This window comes from Fulvivirga marina (assembly GCF_016775155.1).
GTDB classification, from domain to species: Bacteria; Bacteroidota; Bacteroidia; order Cytophagales; family Cyclobacteriaceae; genus Fulvivirga; species Fulvivirga marina.
In genome coordinates this window covers 283,313-302,284 of the sequence record NZ_JAEUGD010000023.1, presented here as the reverse complement: position 1 = coordinate 302,284, position 18,972 = coordinate 283,313, and the positions used below count along the sequence as shown (strand labels likewise).

Sequence of the window (18,972 nt, the reverse complement as noted above, 5' to 3'; positions counted from 1 at the left end):
CCTCATTTTCGTAAGATTAATCCTATTCCTTATTTAGTTTGTATTCCCTGAGGTATTGTTACTAAAAGTATTACCTGACGCTGTCAGTGTTGAGCCAGTCTCTGCAAATATACCATATCCGGCACTGTCAGAGATTGTTGAGTTTGTCACGGTTAACTGATCCCCGTTTTCAACACCTACATTAAACCTTGCATATAGCCCAATCCCCAAATCAGCACTTCCTCCATGTCTGATAACTGCATGGTTAATCAGGTTTCTTACGTCATTGGTAAAAAACCCTATCCCTCTCCATGCTCCAGATGCTTTGGTTTTACCACTGAAGTTTACCTTATTGGCAGCTGCCCCTTCTACACTTAAATACCCATCTCCGCTAACCGTAATTCTCACGTCTGTACCTGCCTCAAAGTTGGCGCCCGCATTTACAACCAGTCCAGACTCAATGTCCACATTGCCTGAAAGGAAGTAAGGTGTTTGGTTTGACAAAGCTACCCAGGTCACTTCCGTTGCCCCATGTTCCATAGTAGAGCTCAAAACCTCAACACTATTGTCTCCATTGTTAGTGAACGTTGTGGCTCCGTCTAACTGGTGAACCTGATTAGCGTCCAGAGCCATAGCAACTCCTGAATTATTTTTAAACTCATTATTAGCAAAAGCCTCGAGAGCACCACCATTCTCCACATACAACCCATAGCCATTGCCGTCTCTAATAATGGTATTGGTCACTTTGGCTCTGTCACCGTTTTCTATTGACAAGTTGGCCAACTCATATAGACCTGCACTGGGTACATTACTACCTCCATGCGCTATTTCTACATAATCAAATTCATTTTTAGTATCGTTGGTAAAGATCTGCACACCCCTCCAGGAACCCGCTACACCAGCTTTGCCCAAAAACTTAACCCTGTTTGATGCTGTTCCCTTGGCAATGATATAACCTGTACCTATTATAGGCATTGCCAAATCCGAACCAAACTCCACAACCACACCTTCATTAACTTTTAATCCACTTTCAACCCTTATATTTCCGGTTGCCCAATAGGGTGTTCCGTCAGCAAAAGCTCTCCAGACAGACTCTGTGCCCAGGCTGAGCGTTGAACCCAAAAGTTCTACGTATTGAGTACCATTTCCTGTAAATGAAGAATTCGCATCCATCTGAGTCATATTGTTAGCATCAATAGCCAATGGAATGCCTCCATTATTTTCGAAAGTGTTGTTGGCAAACCCAGTGAGCTCACCGCCATTCTCTACAAATAAACCATATTCGCTACTTTGACCGATTGTACAGTTAGTCACCTTAAGCTTGTCACCATTTTCCACACCAACATTAAAGCTGGCATACAAACCAACACCATATTCCGTACTCCCTCCATAATACACCTCAACGAAGTCCATTACATTCCTGACGTCGCTGGAGAAAACACCAACGCCTTTCCAAAACCCATTGCTTTCCGTTGTGCCTGTCATCACAATAGGTTCGCTGGCTGTTCCTTCAGCCAGTATGGCTCCTGATGAACCAATGTTAAGTGCTACATTACTGCCGAATACTATTTTTACACCGGGTTCTATAATCAGATCGGCGCCCATATTCACATTGGTAGAGGCAATATAGTCCGGTTTCCTCGGGTTGGACACTCTATTCACCAGGGTTAGAGCCGTGTTATGTGTACCTCCTATTTCTTCAGGTGCTATAGCCTCTTCAACAGATATGGTCACCTCATCAGCGCTGTTTCCTTTTTCATTGGCAATGGTTAGCTCAATGGTATAGGGGCCTACAACATCCGGGGTAAATCCGGGAGCGGGAGAGGTAGGATTGCTTAATGCAGCTGTGCTGCCGGCAGGAGAGCTTATAATTTGCCATTGAAAAGTAAATGGATCACCATCTATATCCGTCGAACCACTGCCATCTAAAACAACGGCATCACCAACCGATACAAGCTGGTCAGGCCCGGCATTAGCATTTAGTGCCCCTGAAGGAGTGGGCCCACTATCATCGTCCCCGCATCCAACCAGTAACGTTGCCGCTAACAACAAGCCTCCCAAGACATTAAAAAAATTGTTTTTACTTAGTTTCATATTTTTCTTCATTTTTGTTTCTAAAATTGTTTTAGCAGCCTTTATGCAGTGGTATTTAGAATTGTAAACTTTTTTATAAAAAAAATTATGTATTTGTTTCAGCATAGCGCTCTAAATCGATTTTAAGTGCTTTGCATGTTTACAAATCAATTTTCAAAAACATTAATGAGTCAGAAAGATTGGATCTGATAGATCAGAAGGTAGTCGATAGAATCAAGGCTGGTGATGACCAGGCTATTATAGCCTTATATGATAATTACCGAAAGGAGTTTCTCCATTGGTGTTACAATCATTATAGCCTGCAGGAAGACGAAAGTGCTGATGTTTTTCAGGATGCTGTCATAATTTTTTACAATAATGTAAAGAGTGGCAAGCTTGAAGAGCTTTCCAGTTCTTTGAAGACTTATCTGTTTGGTATAGGTAAAAACCTCGCCTTAAAAAGAATTCGTCAAAATTCTAAAACGGTTGCTAGCGAAGATCTTGCTCAGCTGGATCACGATCATAGCGAGCAAGACCCTTTTGAAGCTACGGAAAGGCAGCACATAATTGCCGAAGTTATGAACAAAATGGGAGACCCATGCCAGTCCATTTTGCGCATGTTTTACTTTGACAAATTTACCATGGACGCTATTGCCTCCAGATTAGGTTATAAAAATGAGCATGTGGTTAAATCTCAGAAGCTACGATGTTTCAATCAATTGAAAAAGATGATAAGCGAGCGGTTTAATATGGAAGACCTGTAATATGAGTGATAAAGATTATACCGATTTGATACACCGCTACCTGGTTGGAGATATGTCTCCCGGAGAAAAAAATGCTTTTCTAAAACAGGTCGAAAAAGACCAATACTTATCCGAAGAGCTGGATTTGATGAGGGATATCAGGAAAGGCATTGAATTGCATGGACATCAAAGGCTGAAAGCAATATTACAAGACAGAGAAAAGAAGCATCAGGCAAAGCCTAAACCAATTATATGGAAAGTAGCAGCATCCTTGTTCATTGCACTGGGGTTAGGCTACTCCATTTTTCAGTTTTATGGTCATAAAGGTGATCTTTATAAAGAGTACTATTTACCTTACCCAAATGTAGTGAACCCAATAAGCAGGTCTGCTGCCCCTACTACAGGTGATGGCATTACATACTACGAACAGGAACAGTACTCAGCTGCCTTGGATAAGTTATTGAAACAGCTCAAAGAAGAACAGGACAACGATACCGTAAAATTTTATCTGGCTCAAACTTATTTGGCCCTCGATAAGAGCGCCGATGCCATTACCTATTTACGTCAAGTGGAAGAAAAGTCCAGATTCTATGAGCCCGCTCAATGGTATTTGGCCCTGACCCACTTAAAAAACGAAAATATCAAGGAAGCCCGAACCCAATTGAAACTAATCATAGCTTCGCAAAGCAGTTATTCAAAGGAAGCTTCTGAACTATTGGATCAGCTATAGCTGTGCTTTGCGTTTCCTTCTGACATAAATGAAGAACATAGCGATAAAAACCAGCAATACACCCCCTCCCACATAAATATATCGACCGGTATTTAACTCTTCGGGCAGGTTGCCGATATAGACAAAACCACTCCAGAAATAGGGAGCCGCCGTATATGCATCGGCAGATTCCAGATAATCTAGTTTAGCCTTGTGGAGGGCCTCTGCTTTAGAATATCCCTGCTTCAGGTAAGCATAAAAATCCTGCATAATTATAGAAGTAGACTGGTCTGGAACCGACCAAAGGCTCATCATCACATTGGGCGCACCGGCATACATAAAGCCACGAGCCAGGCTCATGGGGCCTTCCCCGGTGTAATACTTCCCTACCCCCGTATTACAGGCGCTTAAACTAACCAGATCTGCTTTCAATGACATGTTGTACAGCTCATAAGTATGAAGCAATCCATCCTCAACGGTATCTTTACCCGGCGAAAACACCAGCTTGGAATAAAGCGGATTCTCGTGATCTATTATTGCATGCGATGCCAGGTGTATTATCCCTGCCTGAGGCGCATACTTTTTAAAGTCTGCTTCTGTGGCCTGACCTCCGGTTTTTGCCTGCGTACCGTACAGCACTGCCACTTGAGTTGCCTCTTTTTCCGCCTTAGGAAGTAAGGGCAGGTTCATAACAAGGGCACTATCATTAGCACTTCTGGAAGTCAGTAGCGGACCTGAGCTCTTGCTAAATGTGGGAGCATAAGCCAACATCCTGTTCTCGGTATCTTCAACGATACTTTGAGAATTTAATGTGATCAAACTCGCTGAGAAATGATAACTAACAAGATGTGTTCTGATTAAATAAGGAAGCGTCGAAAATGTAGCCGTTTGACCTGCCTCTCTGGTAAGTAACGCCTCAAAAGGAATTTCATTGAGTTTTCCATCCGGCATGATTATCAAATGTTCAATCCCTGGAAATTCATCGATAAGTGGTTTAACCAATTGATCATACGCCTCATAACCTGCTTTTTTATAATGTTCAAGGTCAGCATTTTCCAAGACCAGTTGATCCGGCGAAATCTTATTAAGATACTTAAAGTCCGCTTTGACTGAGGACATGGCCAATACATAGTAGCCTTCTTTGCCCTCATAATACTGAATGGCAAGTGCATTACTGGATAAAAGAGACTGAAACCCCGTCAGGTCTGTTTGCGACACGTTAACCTTGTAGTTGAAATAGCGAGGATATTTTCTTCTCACCAGTATATTCAGTTCGTCGAGTTCCTTTTCTGCTGAAATGATAGAGTCTCTGACGTCAGTTACACTTTCCCCCTCCTTCTTCAGGTCGATATAATTCTTTTTATGATTCTCAATTTTCTTCGCCAATATAGCGTATTTACTCCTCAACTCATCTGGCAGCAATTTCTCACTTGCAGGTATGGCATGAAGGTTCTGGTACAAAACATAAGCTTTATTTGCCTCTATGATTTCAAATGCTTTCTCAATGTATTTTTTCTCTCCTGTCTGAGTATACAGCTTTTGCGCGGCATTGAGCGCACCGGAATAAATATCTTGCCCTGTTTCAGAAAGGGCAAACTTAATACCTTCTGAAGTAGCTGCATTGATCTGCTTTTTAAAAGACTCTAAGGCAGTCATATAACAGGCTAAAGCCCTCTCAACGGTAGCCACACCGGAATCACCTGTCTGCATGGCCAACAGCGCATCCCCTTTCCTAATCAGCGCCTCAGAAATCACAACTCCGCCATAGTTATATGGAGCAAATTGAATATCCGGATTTTGCCAGAGTTCTTCCGGTTCGAAGGAAGGGAAAAAATAGCCTATAGCCTTATTATAATATTTAATAGCCTGCTCAGGCACTCCTTTAGCCATAGCCACATCGCCCAATCCCATATAGGTAAAATACAGGTCCCATGACTGAGTTTCTCCTGATTCAAGGATTTCAAGAGCCTTCAGAAAACTCTTTTCCGATGCATCAATTTTGCCCAACTTTAAATTAACCTTCCCGATCAACTCATAAGAATACGCAATCTGAGGGTGATTTTCAGGCATGCTTTCTTGGCGCATGGACAAAGCCTCCATGTAATTTTTTAAGGCACCCTTGTAGTCCTTCAAGCTCAACAATATCAGACCGCGGTTATTCAAAAGACTGGGGTTATCCTGCCCTGACCTCTCATTTAAGGCAATCGCTTCATTGACTAGTTTCAATGCCTTTTCAGGTTCCCCTTGCTGATCATATATCCGACTGATATTATTTTTTATTATCGACAGTACATAATAATTTTCTGGCTGAAGCTCATTTACAATATCGTAGGTCTTGGAATAGTAGAGCATCGCTGCGTCATAATCATTCATTGACCTGAAAACCAAACCAATGTTATTATAAATCTCGGCGGTCTCCATACTATTTTCTCCATAGAGCTTAATACTCAGGTTTAATGATTCCTGCAGATTTTCCCTGGCCTCATCGCGGATACCCAGGTTACCAAGCATCAACCCTTTCGTCATCAGCAAGTCCACCATCTCCTTATCGTCTTTACCATGAACCTTTGGATTTATCTCTATCAACTTATTAACAGATTGGAATACAGGCAGATAAGCATTTAATGCCCTAAGGGAATAGTTGTAAGTTTTTAGCACATCATAGTACTCCCTTCCAAAATTTTGATGATAGTCAATGCTGTCCAGCTGTTGCCCTAAAAGAGTTCTTACGTCTTTAAAATCCCCTCTTCTGAGCTTCTCCTGTCCCCATGCATTTAAAGATTTTAAAAGAAAGACTGTGTCGCCATTACTTTTAGAGATTCTATAGGCCTGGTCATAATAGTAAATGCTACTATCCTGTTTTTGCTGCCCAAGCTGAAATGCCTCCTCAGCAGAGAGTTGCTTTTGAGCGTGAAGGCTTTGAACAACAGAAACAAATACAATGAAACTTAAGCTAACTAATTTGAGACATGAAGAGCTGTACTGAAAAAAACGATGATGCACTGTTTACAACTTTATTTTGTGATAGATTAAAACAAAATAACAAAATATGCATCAGGATAAAAACTATCCTTTTCAAGGCAGATATAAACTAAACCTAATAATAGATTAAGAATCGATACAAAAAGAAATTAAAGCAAATAGTAATAGTTCCAAGAGGGGACTCCTCCAGATAGGCACCCCTCTTACCTTTTAATATTCCAATTGATCCGTTTTATTGCTATTGGTAAGCTTTAGGCTTTTGATCTTCTTATCAACTTCCACGTGCACCAGGTTAACCTGATCGTCATGTTCGCGTGTAAGTATAGCACTATACACCTGGATTGAGTTTAACTTCTTTACTTTTTCAATTTCCATATAAGCGTATAATGCATCCCCCTCCACTTCATGGCCCAAATAGCTATATGTTTCAGCTTTATTATTCACTGAAATTTTAAAATGAGCTTTCAGGTAAGCTTTCACCAGGTTATCTGTAGTTGTACCTTTTGGGCTTAACAGATCAATCATTTGATCACCCTGTTGGTTTCTGACAGCCAGTTCAAGGTCATCCAGAAATATGCGCTGAACGATTTCAAGAGCATTTCGCTCTTTATCAAACTCTATGTCGCACACACTCACATGGATAGGATGCTTAAAAGACGATAAAAAAATCACCGCCACTAACATGAAATACTTACGCATTGGTATAAATAATTTGACAAGTCTCACAAATATAGAGTAAACTTGGGTCCTAAAACAATTAATCATTTATGTCGGAATTTGGATTATATTTTGAGCTGGGAATTGATCACATCCTGGATGTAAACGGTTATGACCATATCCTTTTTGTCATTGCTCTTTGTACTATATACTTACTTCAAGACTGGAAACGTGTGCTTATTCTCGTTACAGCCTTCACCATTGGCCATTCCATCACTTTAGCGTTAGCCACCTTACGGCTCGTTAACTTTGATAGTGACCTGATAGAATTCCTTATTCCTGTTACTATTTTCCTTACGGCATTTTCAAACTTGCTAAAAAAGGAACGCTCCATACAGTCAAGCAAAATACAGACCAACTATTTGCTGGCGCTATTCTTCGGGCTGATCCATGGATTAGGGTTTTCCAACTTTTTAAGAAGCATTCTGGGGCAGGAAAAGTCCATTGCATCCCCGCTATTAGCCTTTAACATTGGCTTAGAAGTAGGCCAAATAATAATAGTTGCCGTTTTCCTTATAATTAGTTTTATATTGGTTGATATTTTCGGTGTTAAAAAGAGGGACTGGCGAATGGTCATTTCCTCAGCCACCGCTGGTATTGCCCTAATGTTGATAGTAGAAACGAATTTTTTGAATTAAATTTTTAACCGAATGAAGAGAGTAATTTTAAGCTTGGCAGTACTGCTACCTTTTCATTTTTCCTTAGCACAGGAAAAACAATGGGAAGGTAAGTTTGAGCAATTGGGCACTGACCTTCCAACTCCAAATGAATACAGAACCGGATCAGGAGCTCCGGGAAAAGCATATTGGCAACAGCAAGCCAATTACGAGATTGATGTTGAATTAGACGACAAAAACCAAAGTGTCACCGGGAAAGAAAAAATAACCTATATCAATAACTCACCTGATGTATTGAGATACTTGTGGGTACAGTTGGATCAAAATGTTCGTGAATCCGGCACTAATACATATAAAATACAAGAAACTTCTATCAGAGATTCAATACCTGCAAAGTTTGCGACACAGGGTCTAGGTATAACAGATTATGATGGTGGGTTTAAAATTAAATCCGTGACTGATGCAGCGGGAAAAACACTGCCTTACATCATCAACAAAACCATGATGCGTGTTGACATTCCTCAACCATTAAAGTCAGGTGATTCCTTCACTTTCGGCGTTGAGTGGAGTTATAATATAAACGACAGAATGCAGCTAGGCGGAAGAAGTGGATTGGAGTATTTTCCTAAAGACGATAATTACCTTTACACCATTGCTCAGTTCTTCCCTAGAATGGCGGTTTATGACGACTATGAGGGATGGCAAAACAAACAGTTCCTCGGCCGTGGCGAGTTTGCCTTACCTTTTGGAGATTATAAGGTTAAGATCACTGTTCCTTCTGATCACATTGTAGCTTCTACAGGTACGCTGCAAAACCCTAAAGATGTACTTTCAAAGCAGCAAATAGAAAGGCTGGAACAGGCTGAGAAGTCTTTTGACAAACCGGTGATCATCGCTACTCAGGCAGAGGCTATCGAAAGAGAAAAATCAAAATCAAACAAAAAATCTACCTGGGTTTTCCATGCTGATAATGTAAGGGATTTCGCCTTTGCTACCTCAAGGAAATTCATCTGGGACGCACAAGCTGTAAAAATTGGAAATAAAACACCAATGGCGATGTCTTATTACCCCAAAGAAGGAAACCCCCTGTGGGAGCAAGAGTCTACCAAAGCAGTAAAGAATACTTTAGAAACTTACTCTAAGTATACCATCGATTATCCATATCCTAAGGCAATATCAGTACACTCAGCATCAATAGGTATGGAATACCCAATGATCTGCTTTAACTTTGGCCGCCCTAATGAAGATGGCACATACTCGGATATTACCAAATACAGAATGATTGGGGTAATTATTCATGAAGTAGGTCACAATTTCTTCCCTATGATCATCAATTCGGATGAGAGACAGTGGACGTGGATGGATGAAGGTTTGAATACATTTGTTCAATACAGAACTGAGCAGGAGCAGTATGACGACTTCCCATCAAGAAGAGGACCTGCCAAAGGCATTGTAGATTATATGAAGGGTGATAAGGCTTTTATTAGACCTATCATGACAAACTCTGAGCAAATCATGCAATTTGGAAACAATGCATACGCCAAACCTGCAACGGCACTAAGCATACTTAGAGAAACTATCATGGGACCTGAGCTATTTGATGCTGCTTTTAAAGAGTATGCTCAAAGATGGGCTTTCAAGCACCCTAAACCTGCTGACTTCTTCAGAAGTATGGAAGACGCCTCTGCTGTCGATTTGGATTGGTTCTGGAAAGGCTGGTTCTATACTACTGACCATGTTGATATAGCTGTTGATGAGGTGAAATGGTTTAAACTGAGAACAGAGGAATCGGATATAGAAAACAAAGGAAAGAAAGTTAAAAAGGGTGACCTTACCGCCAAAGAAGGCGAAGGAAAGGCTATGGACTTCAGCAATGGTCCGGAAGAGTTTTCACTGGTAGAGACTGATCCTAGATATTATGGTGAGTTCATGAACCGTGTTGATGATAAAGCCATCATTCAAAAATTCGTTGATAAAAATCTGTATCAGGTAACTTTCAGAAACGAAGGTGGATTAGTAATGCCGATAATCGTCGAATTTACTTTTGCTGACGGATCAAAAACCATAGAGAAAATACCTGCAGAAATATGGAGAATGAACGAAGAGAAAGTTAGTAAGGTGTTTGTTTTTAATAAAGAGGTAACCAATGTGGTACTGGACCCTAAAGAAGAAACAGCTGACACTGATGTTGAAGATAATATATTCCCAAGAACTGAAGTTCCATCTAAGTTTGATGAATTTAAGGACAAAAAGGGGAAATAATATAGCTCTACAATTACAAAAAAGCCTCTGAAAATCAGGGGCTTTTTTTATTCCGGCACATTTTAAGACCATTTGTAAAAGTTTTAAACATAATTAGTACAATTAGGAACTAACCGTTCGACTAAATGATTTAGATTAGCGTGTTATTCGACAAACTATAATATCAATAAGATGAGAAACAAAAGCGTTTTTTTGCTGCTTCTTACTTTTCTATTTATCAATACCACATTTGCGCAAGAAGAATGGGGGCAGAAGTTTGAGCAGTTGGGCCAGCAGTTACCTACACCAAATTCATACAGGACCGGCTCCGGAGCACCCGGGGTTAATTACTGGCAGCAGCAGGCTGACTATAAAATAGATGTTGCCATAGATGACAAGAAACAAATTTTGACTGGTTCGGAAACCATAAAATACTACAATAACTCTCCAGATGTACTTACCTACCTTTGGGTACAGCTAGACCAGAATGTAAGAGCAAGTGGGAATCTTAACTCACAAACCAAAACAGGTGAAATCAAAGATTCTACTGCTACGAAATCCTTCCAATCGCAAATGGCTTCTGCAGATTATGAGGGAGGCTATAAAATTAAAGCTGTAAAAGATGAAGCTGGTAAGCCATTGACGCATATCATCAACCGTACTATGATGCGCATCGACCTGCCTCAGCCAATGAAAAAAGGGGATACTTTTACATTTTCCATAGACTGGTCATACAACATCTATGACAGAATGACGATTGACGGCCGTGGAGGGTATGAGTATTTCCCTGCCGACGATAACTATGCTTATACATGTGCACAGTGGTTTCCGCGTATGGCTGTTTATGACGACTATGAGGGGTGGCAAAACAAGCAATTCATAGGAAGAGGAGAGTTTGCACTTGTATTCGGAGACTATCAGGTGAATATAACCGTGCCAGCAGATCACATTGTAGCTGCTACCGGTGAACTTACCAATGCTAAGGAAGTACTTACAAAAACACAATATGAACGACTTGAGCAAGCCAGGAAAAGCTATGAAGCCCCGGTGTTCATCGTAACAGAGGAAGAAGCAATTGCTAATGAGAAAAACAAAGCCACAAAAACCAAGACCTGGAAATTTGCGGCAAAGAATGTAAGAGATTTTGCATTCGCCTCATCAAGAAAGTATATCTGGGATGCCCAGGCAGTGAAATTGGAGACTAATACACCTTTGGCTATGTCATTTTACCCGAAAGAAGGAAATCCGCTTTGGGCTGAATCCACAAAAGCTGTTAAAAACACCCTTGAAGTGTACTCTGCAAGGACATTTGATTACCCCTATCCTGTTGCCATTTCTGTAAATGCTGCAAACCAAGGCATGGAATATCCAATGATCTGCTTCAACTTTGGAAGACCAAGAAACGGAGTGATTTCTGAAAGACTCCGCGATGGCATGGTAAGCGTTATCGTTCACGAAGTGGGACATAATTATTTCCCAATGATCGTTAACTCAGACGAAAGGCAATGGACATGGATGGATGAAGGGTTAAATACGTTTCTGGAAAAAGAAACTAAAAGAGAACGTTACCCTGAGTTAGACCTGGAATGGGGTACCCCTAAGGGTATAGTAACATACATGAAAGGAGATAAAAGCAATATCAGGCCTATCATGACAAACTCTGAACAAGTAGTACAGTTCGGTTACAATGCCTATGGTAAGCCTTCAGCTGCACTAACGGTATTACGAGAAACGGTAATGGGCCCTGAGCTATTCGATGCGGCTTTTAAAGAATATGCTAACCGATGGAAATTCAAACACCCTAAGCCCGCTGACTTTTTCAGAAGTATGGAAGATGCCTCTGCTGTTGATCTTGACTGGTTCTGGAAGGGCTGGTTCTATAGCGTCGACCATGTAGATGTAGGAGTTGAGGAGGTAAAGTGGTTCCGCTTAAGAACTGAAAGCAACGATATAGAGAACAAAGGCAAAAAGGTGAAAAAAGGGGATCTTACGGCTAAAGGTGAAGACAACAAAGCTATGGATTTCAGCAATGGCCCTGAAGAGTTCTCATTGGTTGAAACTGATCCAAGGTATTATGGAGAATTTATGAACAAGGTAGATGATAAGGCGATCATGCAAAAGTTTGCTGATAAGAACCTCTATCAGGTAAAGTTTGCCAATAAAGGCGGCTTGGTTACTCCATTAATTGTTGAATTTACCTTTACAGATGGAAGCAAAAGTACGGAGAGAATCCCTGCTGAAATCTGGAGAATGAATGAGAAAGAAGTGACTAAAGTCTTTGTCTTTGAAAAAGAAGTCGCCTCAATCAAATTCGATCCCAATGAAGAAACTGCCGATACTAACCCTGATGATAACTCCTTCCCTCCAAGAGAAAATGCATCAAAGTTCGACAAATTTAAGCGGAAAGTAAATTAATTAAATAGTACTACTATTAGTCGGTGGGGAAACCTCTCCACCGACTAATCTTATAAAACCAGACTCAATAAGAACGCTTTCTCCTATCTCTGGTATATATCCATAAGGAATTATCTCCTGATCAAAACTTAGAGCTAAACATATGCCACAAAGCACTTATTTTATTGATTCCACAGTCGCTCGAACTCCTTTGATCTTCTCCGAGTCAGCTATACGCAACAGAAACCCCGTACTATGGCCCCTCCTTCTCCCGGATTATCACATAACTCTATACAATCAGATCTTCCTTTCTGAGCTTTAAGAGCTGCCTCAATAGAGTAAACTATTATTTCGCAAATCACCGGAACTTATATTTGGTGTTAATGTGCTTTTTTCTCCTAAAAGCAACTTAAAAAGGTAACTCTTTCAAATCTACATTACCCCCACTGATAACAATCCCTACATTTTTACCAGCAAACTGATCCTTATTTCTAATCAAAGCAGCCAAAGGAACTGACGAAGAGCTCTCTACTACTATTTTCATTCTCTCCCAGATCATCTGCATAGCAGCTATAGTTTCAGCATCATCTGCTAGTAAAATATCCTCTGTATGTCTCATGATAATCTCAAAAGGCTTTTTGCCAAGAGAAGTTCTTAAACCATCTGCAATGGTTTGAGGATTGATCTGAGGCACTAGTTTCTTCGATTTGAAGGAGCGGTATGCATCATCCGCACCTGATGGTTCACAACCAATAACTTTAGTTCCTGTTGAAAAGTAATGTGCCGCTAAAGATGCCCCACTTAGCATGCCTCCCCCTCCAACCGGAGTTAAAATAAAATCAAGCTTTTCATTAACATCCTCGATCAACTCTTTTGCAGCGGTACTTTGCCCCTCTACGATTCGATGATCATCATAAGGGTGGACTAATGTAGCCCCGGTTTTTTCAACAACCGTTTGTAAAGTTTCTTCTCGCGCCTGTAATGTAGGTTCGCATTCAATCAGTTCTGCACCATACCCTAACACGGCTGCTTTCTTTACAGTAGCGGAGTTAGATGGCATTACTATATAAGCTTTTACGCCATTCTCTTTTGCAGCCAATGCCACAGCTTGGGCATGGTTGCCCGAAGAATGTGTGGCCACACCGGATTTCCTTTCTTCGGATGAGAGCGAAAGAATAGCGTTCATTCCTCCTCGAGCCTTGAATGCGCCTACTTTTTGAAAGTTCTCACATTTGAAAAATAGATTCGCGCCAGTTATTTTATTTAAACTTTCACAAGTATAAACTGGTGTACGGTGAATAAATGGAGCAACCCTTTCATGAGCTGCTATTATTGATTCCCGATCAGGTATGTTCGACATATTATGTATTAACTAAATTTTAGTGTGCTTTTAACCAGTTTTCGCCTACACCAGCTTCCACTTCCAAAGGCACTTCCAGGTTCACGGCCGACATCATAAGCCTGATCACGTTCTCCTTAACCTTTTCAACTTCAGCCTTAGGCACATCGAAGATCAATTCATCATGCACCTGCAATATCATTTTGGTGCTAAGCTTCTCTTCCTTCAACCACTGGTGAATGTTAACCATGGCTACCTTGATGATATCTGCTGCACTACCCTGAATCGGGGCATTGATAGCATTTCGTTCGGCATAGCCTCTCATAGTGGCATTTCTGGAGTTAATATCCCGAAGATACCTTCTTCTGCCCATAATGGTTTCCACATACCCCTGTTCCTTAGCTTTATTAACAGAGTCATCCATATACTTTTTGATGGAAGAAAACTCTTTGAAATAAGCATTGATAATATCATTGGCCTCAGATCGTGGAATGTTAAGATTTTGAGATAAACCAAACGCCGATATTCCGTAGATAATCCCGAAGTTGACTTCTTTAGCCTTCCGTCTCATATTAGGATCAACATCTTCAAGGGCAACATTAAAAACTTTTGCCGCTGTAGTAGCATGAATATCTCTGCCATTCTTAAAGGCCTCTATCATATCTTTATCTTGCGCAAAAGATGCCGCTATTCGAAGTTCGATCTGTGAATAATCTGCTGACAGCAGCACATGATTCTCATCTCTTGGAACAAATGCCTTTCTGATTTCTCTCCCCTTCTCAGTTCTTATTGGAATATTCTGAAGGTTCGGGTTATTAGAGCTCAACCTACCCGTTGCTGCTACAGCCTGCCCATAATCAGTATGAACTCTGCCATCACTCGCACTGATCATTTTAGGCAATGCATCCACGTAAGTAGACTTGAGTTTTTGATACTCTCTAAATTCAAGTATTTTCCTTGCTATATCATGCTCTGCAGCCAGCCTGCTAAGAATTTCTTCACCTGTAGCATACTGTCCTGATTTGGTCTTTTTAGGTTTTTCCATGAGCTTCAGTCTATCAAACAAAACCTCACCCAACTGTTTTGGAGATGCTATATTAAACTCACATCCGGCTATTTTAAATATTTCTTCCTGAGCCTGCACGCTAGCCTCCTGAAGTTCAGCAGACATCTGCTTCAATGCACCCTCATCTATTCTTACACCTTCAAACTCCATATCCGAAAGCACATAAGCCAACGGGTACTCAACTTTATCAAGGAGGCTGACTAGTTTTTCCTCCTTTTTAAGTTGCTCGGACAGCACCTGCTTTAGCTGCAGCGTTATATCAGCATCCTCTCCTGCATACTCCACTATATCTTTAGGTGCAATATCACGCATATTCCTCTGTTGCTTGCCTTTAGCTCCTAAAACAGCAGTAATCGGCACACATGTATAGTTCAGGTATTGCTCCGCAATGGCATCCATGTTATGAGGCATTTCTGGCTCAATAACATAATGTGCTAACATGGTATCAAATATCTTCCCTTTCACATGTATACCATATTTCTTTAGCACAAGAATATCATACTTAACGTTTTGGCCTATCTTGGCAACTTTCTCATTTTCCATCACAGGTTTAAACTCCTGCAATATTGCCTTGGACTCTTCAAAGCTTTCCGCAAGTGCCACATAGTAGGCTTCACCTTTAACATAGGAAAACGCGAGTCCCACGACCTCCGCCTCCACAGCATCTATGTCCGTGGTTTCTGTATCAAAGCAAAATTCTTCCTGCTTTTGCAGAAACTCTATCAATTCTTTTCTCTTTTCTGCTGAAGTGATCAGATGATAATCATGTTCAACTGATTTGATACTTCCCTTTTCAACAGCAACGGTCTCATTTGCATCAATGGTAGCCTTACTTTCATCACTGAACATCGAAAGTTGACCTGAAGATAATGGTGCAGTTTTACCTGATGCCTCCTCTCCGAATATGCGCTTCATGATCGTCTTGAATTCAAGCTCTTCGCATATTGGCTTCAGCTTTTCTTCATCAGGGCCTTCATAAAGCAGTTCCTTCTCATTAAACTCTATAGGCACTTCCGTATTAATGGTTGCCAACTCTTTTGAAAGTACTCCTTGCTGCCCGTAAGTTTCTACGTTTTCCTTTTGCTTACCCTTGAGCTTATCCACATTGGCTACCAGCTCTTCCACTGATCCAAATTCTTTGATAAGTTTTGCCGCTGTCTTTGGCCCAATACCCGGAATCCCAGGAATATTATCGGCAGCATCTCCCTGCAAACCCAGCATATCCTTTACCTGATCAACACGTTCTATGTTCCATTTCTCCAGTACCTCTGGTACTCCAAGTACATCTACCGCATTGCCCATATAAGCAGGTTTATATAAGTAAACATGCTCATCCACTAACTGTCCAAAATCCTTGTCTGGCGTCATCATAAACACCTCAAACCCTGCTTCGCCAGCTTTTTTAGCCAAGGTACCAATTATATCATCTGCTTCATATCCATCCAGCTCAATTACAGGGATATTAAATGCCCTTACAATATCCTTAACCACCGGAATCCCAGTCTTTATATCTTCAGGTGTTTCTTCCCGATGAGCTTTATACTCCGCAAATTGCTCATGCCTGAACGTAGGAGCAGAGGTATCAAAAGCAACTGCTATATGTGTAGGCTTCTGCTTTTGCAACACCTCTAAGAGAGTATTCATAAAACCGAACATTACGCCAGTATTCACCCCCTTAGAACTGATTCTTGGGTTTTTGCTGAAAGCAAAATGGGCTCTGTAAATAAGTGCGTAGGCATCAAGGAGAAATAACTTTTTTTCAGGTTTGCTCATGCTCGTAAAGGTATGCAATTGAAATTATAAGATGATAAAAATTAAAAGTGACTTTTTCAGCGATCAAAGTTATGGAATTAGCTAGTTTGAAGCATCTATATTAAAAATGTAAAATAGATAACTATGAAAAAGCCGCTGAAATATCTCTTAATAATGATGGTCATAACCATGGGTGCCTGTCAAGGTGAAAAAAGCATGAATGGTGAGTTTAGCTATGCAGAAGATTTACAGGAAATACCAGCTACGGAACAATCTTCCCCTCCTGATATCAGGTTTGCAAGTCTGTCAGGTCCTGTAGAAAGAAAAGTGATCAAAACAGCAAATGTCAACATGCAGGTAGAAAATCTGGATTCAGCAAAATCAAATATTGACAATATCATTAAGCAGTTTAATGCGTATGTGAATACAGATAATCGCACTAACAATAATTATCGGCTATCTCTCGAAATGACTATTCGTGTACAGCAGGATCAGTTGGGTGCACTCCTTAAGAAAATAATTACTCAGGCATCATTCGTCTACACCAATAATATCAATGCCCAGGATGTTACTGAAGAGTTTGTTGATCTGAAGATCAGGCTAAAGAATAAAAGAGCGGTAGAAGAGCAATACAGGGAAATATTGAAAAAAGCTCATAAGGTGGAGGACATTCTTAAGGTCGAAAATGAACTGCGCATGATCCGCGAAGAGATAGAGGCAAAAGAAGGAAGGCTTAATTTTTTGAATAGCCAGGTAAATATGTCAACCATTCACCTCAGTGCATATCAGGATATTTATACAGCCAGTCAGGCCCCTTCAAAGAGTTTTTGGCTAAAAATGACTGATGGGTTTAGCGGCGGCTGGGACCTTCTAAAAGGTTTTATAATAGGAGTTACTTACTTGTGGCCATTTTTGCTGATGACCTCAATTATAATCTTCCTTTTAAGAAAGCGATTTAAAAACCTACGCTTGAAAAGAAACAGGGGCTAAATGCCCCTCAATCTTCCTTCCAGACTTCGATTTCTTTCCTCTTCCAGAACATTGATCTGCTTGTAGGCTCCCACGAAGTGGTATGCCAATACCAGGGAATTGAGGAAGAAAACGGCTAGGTATCCGAAGTTGAGAAATATAAAGTTTATTTTAACAACCACAGCATAGGCTGTTAATTCATAGGCAAACAGGGTCATTCCAATGATAATACCCATTGCGCTGAACCATGCCTCGTGCTGTTTCTTAAATATTGCCCTTACAATAACGATTATAACAAACAGAAAATTTACTGCAATAAAAAACTGGTAGGTAGTAAGTAATTGAGTAAAAAAAACAGGCGGCAAAATGACCGTTAATGCAATAATGCAGTAGTTGATCATGATAAGTGTATACTTATAAATAGACTTCTTCTTATCCAAAAACACCTGACTTATAAATAGCATACCCACCAGCATACTAAGGTATAACGAAAGATACTCCACTCTAATGGCCAGCTCCCAGCTAATGCTATCGAAAAACGATGTAATGAGGTAAATATTGGAAAAAAGAGCTCTAATACCCCAGAATAAACACAAGAGGCCAAAATACAACGTTGCCCACAGTCCTTTCCTTATCAGAAAAAAACCAATAAAGAAAGCCCCCAATATCAATAAACCTCCCACCAGAAGAACATTTGAAACAACTATGAATTCATGCTGCCTGCTAATATTATCCGGTGTACCAAGCTTTATAGATTTATGCACCCCTCCACGGTTATGATGAAAGTTCGACACCTGCAAAATGATCTCAATAGTTTTTCCCTGAGCTTCAAAAATCTTCACATGTGGCCGCCATGCTGGTTTTGCTTGTGACCCTTCTTTTGAAACAACACCATTGGAAGCCAGCATTACCCCGTTAACCCATAGCGCATAATTAGTATATACATTTGGTATATCCAGACTGAGCAAGTCTGGCTTTTCATCTTTTGTTATAACCAACCTGTATGTAGCATAACCTTCCCCTGTTAATTCTGAATTACCCAGTTTAAGACCATTCCAAACAGCTGGAACCTTTATATATTGGGCTGAAGGATGCTTCTTAGAGGTAAAATCAGATGGAAACAGGATCTGCTTCCAGTAAAACTCCCATTCTCCGTCAAGCACTATTGGTTCCGCATTACTTATATCTATTTGAGTCAGATCCATGCTTCCGTGCTTTATTGTGGTTTTTGACATTGCCTGAAACCCCAATGTGACGATCAATAAAAAAGTTAGAAACGCAGTAATTTTACTTGCATTAAGTAGCTCAGCCATAGACATTTTATGATTGGATTTACCTTACCATCGTTTAAGCTAACTCCTAATACTTTTATATCCTAAGCAAAAACGAGG

At 40.5% G+C, this 18,972-nt stretch carries 12 protein-coding genes; 6 read left to right on the top strand and 6 right to left on the bottom strand.

The annotated features are described in order from the left end of the window. Positions 1–33 precede the first annotated feature (33 nt). On the bottom strand, positions 34–2,073 hold the full coding sequence (locus tag JMN32_RS08305; RefSeq protein ID WP_202855845.1) for a PKD domain-containing protein: 2,040 nt from the start codon (positions 2,071–2,073) through the stop codon (positions 34–36). Between the two features lie 131 nt (positions 2,074–2,204). Between JMN32_RS08305 and JMN32_RS08300 the strand changes: the two genes are divergently transcribed. Both JMN32_RS08300 and JMN32_RS08295 read left to right on the top strand, forming a co-directional pair. Then, positions 2,205–2,816 (top strand): RNA polymerase sigma factor, encoded by a 612-nt coding sequence (locus JMN32_RS08300; protein ID WP_202855844.1) that lies wholly within the window; start codon positions 2,205–2,207, stop codon positions 2,814–2,816. Position 2,817: 1 nt separating this feature from the next. Continuing rightward, complete coding sequence (locus tag JMN32_RS08295; RefSeq protein ID WP_202855843.1) at positions 2,818–3,525, top strand: hypothetical protein; 708 nt, start codon at positions 2,818–2,820, stop codon at positions 3,523–3,525. On the opposite strand, the gene JMN32_RS08290 is transcribed toward JMN32_RS08295, so the two are convergent. Further along, the gene (locus JMN32_RS08290) at positions 3,520–6,507 is read right to left on the bottom strand and encodes a CHAT domain-containing protein (protein WP_202855842.1); all 2,988 of its coding nucleotides are present in this window, start codon (positions 6,505–6,507) and stop codon (positions 3,520–3,522) included. The two genes, JMN32_RS08295 and JMN32_RS08290, sit on opposite strands and share 6 nt — an antisense overlap. 189 nt (positions 6,508–6,696) lie before the next feature. Continuing rightward, positions 6,697–7,185, bottom strand: a complete 489-nt coding sequence (locus JMN32_RS08285; RefSeq protein ID WP_202855841.1) for a DUF6702 family protein — start codon at positions 7,183–7,185, stop codon at positions 6,697–6,699. 68 nt (positions 7,186–7,253) lie between these two features. Here JMN32_RS08285 and JMN32_RS08280 point away from each other — a divergent pair, with 68 nt between their 5' ends. The 3 genes from JMN32_RS08280 to JMN32_RS08270 all read left to right on the top strand — a co-directional run bounded on the left by JMN32_RS08280 (position 7,254) and on the right by JMN32_RS08270 (position 12,476). Continuing rightward, complete coding sequence (locus JMN32_RS08280) at positions 7,254–7,841, top strand: HupE/UreJ family protein (RefSeq protein WP_202855840.1); 588 nt, start codon at positions 7,254–7,256, stop codon at positions 7,839–7,841. A 12-nt stretch (positions 7,842–7,853) separates the two neighbouring features. Next, entirely contained in the window at positions 7,854–10,082 is a 2,229-nt protein-coding gene (locus JMN32_RS08275; protein WP_202855839.1) for a M1 family metallopeptidase, read from the top strand. 171 nt (positions 10,083–10,253) lie between these two features. After that, positions 10,254–12,476: a M1 family metallopeptidase gene (locus JMN32_RS08270; protein ID WP_202855838.1), complete on the top strand. Its 2,223-nt coding sequence runs from the start codon at positions 10,254–10,256 to the stop codon at positions 12,474–12,476. Positions 12,477–12,864: 388 nt separating this feature from the next. Here the strand turns inward: JMN32_RS08270 and JMN32_RS08260 are convergent, their stop codons facing one another. Further along, positions 12,865–13,815: a threonine ammonia-lyase gene (locus tag JMN32_RS08260; RefSeq protein ID WP_202855836.1), complete on the bottom strand. Its 951-nt coding sequence runs from the start codon at positions 13,813–13,815 to the stop codon at positions 12,865–12,867. Positions 13,816–13,834: 19 nt separating this feature from the next. Further along, positions 13,835–16,633, bottom strand: coding sequence for a DNA polymerase I (gene polA, locus JMN32_RS08255; RefSeq protein ID WP_202855835.1), 2,799 nt, complete (start codon positions 16,631–16,633; stop codon positions 13,835–13,837). Positions 16,634–16,756: 123 nt separating this feature from the next. On the opposite strand from polA, the gene JMN32_RS08250 reads away from it, so the two are divergent. After that, positions 16,757–17,602, top strand: a complete 846-nt coding sequence (locus JMN32_RS08250) for a DUF4349 domain-containing protein (protein WP_202855834.1) — start codon at positions 16,757–16,759, stop codon at positions 17,600–17,602. On the opposite strand, the gene JMN32_RS08245 is transcribed toward JMN32_RS08250, so the two are convergent. Beyond that, positions 17,599–18,894 (bottom strand): 7TM-DISM domain-containing protein, encoded by a 1,296-nt coding sequence (locus JMN32_RS08245; RefSeq protein ID WP_202855833.1) that lies wholly within the window; start codon positions 18,892–18,894, stop codon positions 17,599–17,601. The genes JMN32_RS08250 and JMN32_RS08245 overlap by 4 nt on opposite strands. Between the last annotated feature and the right edge of the window lie 78 nt (positions 18,895–18,972).

What these genes read in the sequence shown, in the direction of transcription:
- JMN32_RS08305 (WP_202855845.1), bottom strand. Translation starts at nt 2,073, where the DNA reads ATGAAACTAAGTAAAAACAATTTTTTTAATGTCTTGGGAGGCTTGTTG.
- JMN32_RS08245 (WP_202855833.1), bottom strand. Translation starts at nt 18,894, where the DNA reads ATGGCTGAGCTACTTAATGCAAGTAAAATTACTGCGTTTCTAACTTTT.
- JMN32_RS08280 (WP_202855840.1), top strand. Translation starts at nt 7,254, where the DNA reads ATGTCGGAATTTGGATTATATTTTGAGCTGGGAATTGATCACATCCTG.
- JMN32_RS08260 (WP_202855836.1), bottom strand. Translation starts at nt 13,815, where the DNA reads ATGTCGAACATACCTGATCGGGAATCAATAATAGCAGCTCATGAAAGG.
- JMN32_RS08250 (WP_202855834.1), top strand. Translation starts at nt 16,757, where the DNA reads ATGAAAAAGCCGCTGAAATATCTCTTAATAATGATGGTCATAACCATG.
- JMN32_RS08270 (WP_202855838.1), top strand. Translation starts at nt 10,254, where the DNA reads ATGAGAAACAAAAGCGTTTTTTTGCTGCTTCTTACTTTTCTATTTATC.
- JMN32_RS08295 (WP_202855843.1), top strand. Translation starts at nt 2,818, where the DNA reads ATGAGTGATAAAGATTATACCGATTTGATACACCGCTACCTGGTTGGA.
- JMN32_RS08275 (WP_202855839.1), top strand. Translation starts at nt 7,854, where the DNA reads ATGAAGAGAGTAATTTTAAGCTTGGCAGTACTGCTACCTTTTCATTTT.
- polA (WP_202855835.1), bottom strand. Translation starts at nt 16,633, where the DNA reads ATGAGCAAACCTGAAAAAAAGTTATTTCTCCTTGATGCCTACGCACTT.
- JMN32_RS08285 (WP_202855841.1), bottom strand. Translation starts at nt 7,185, where the DNA reads ATGCGTAAGTATTTCATGTTAGTGGCGGTGATTTTTTTATCGTCTTTT.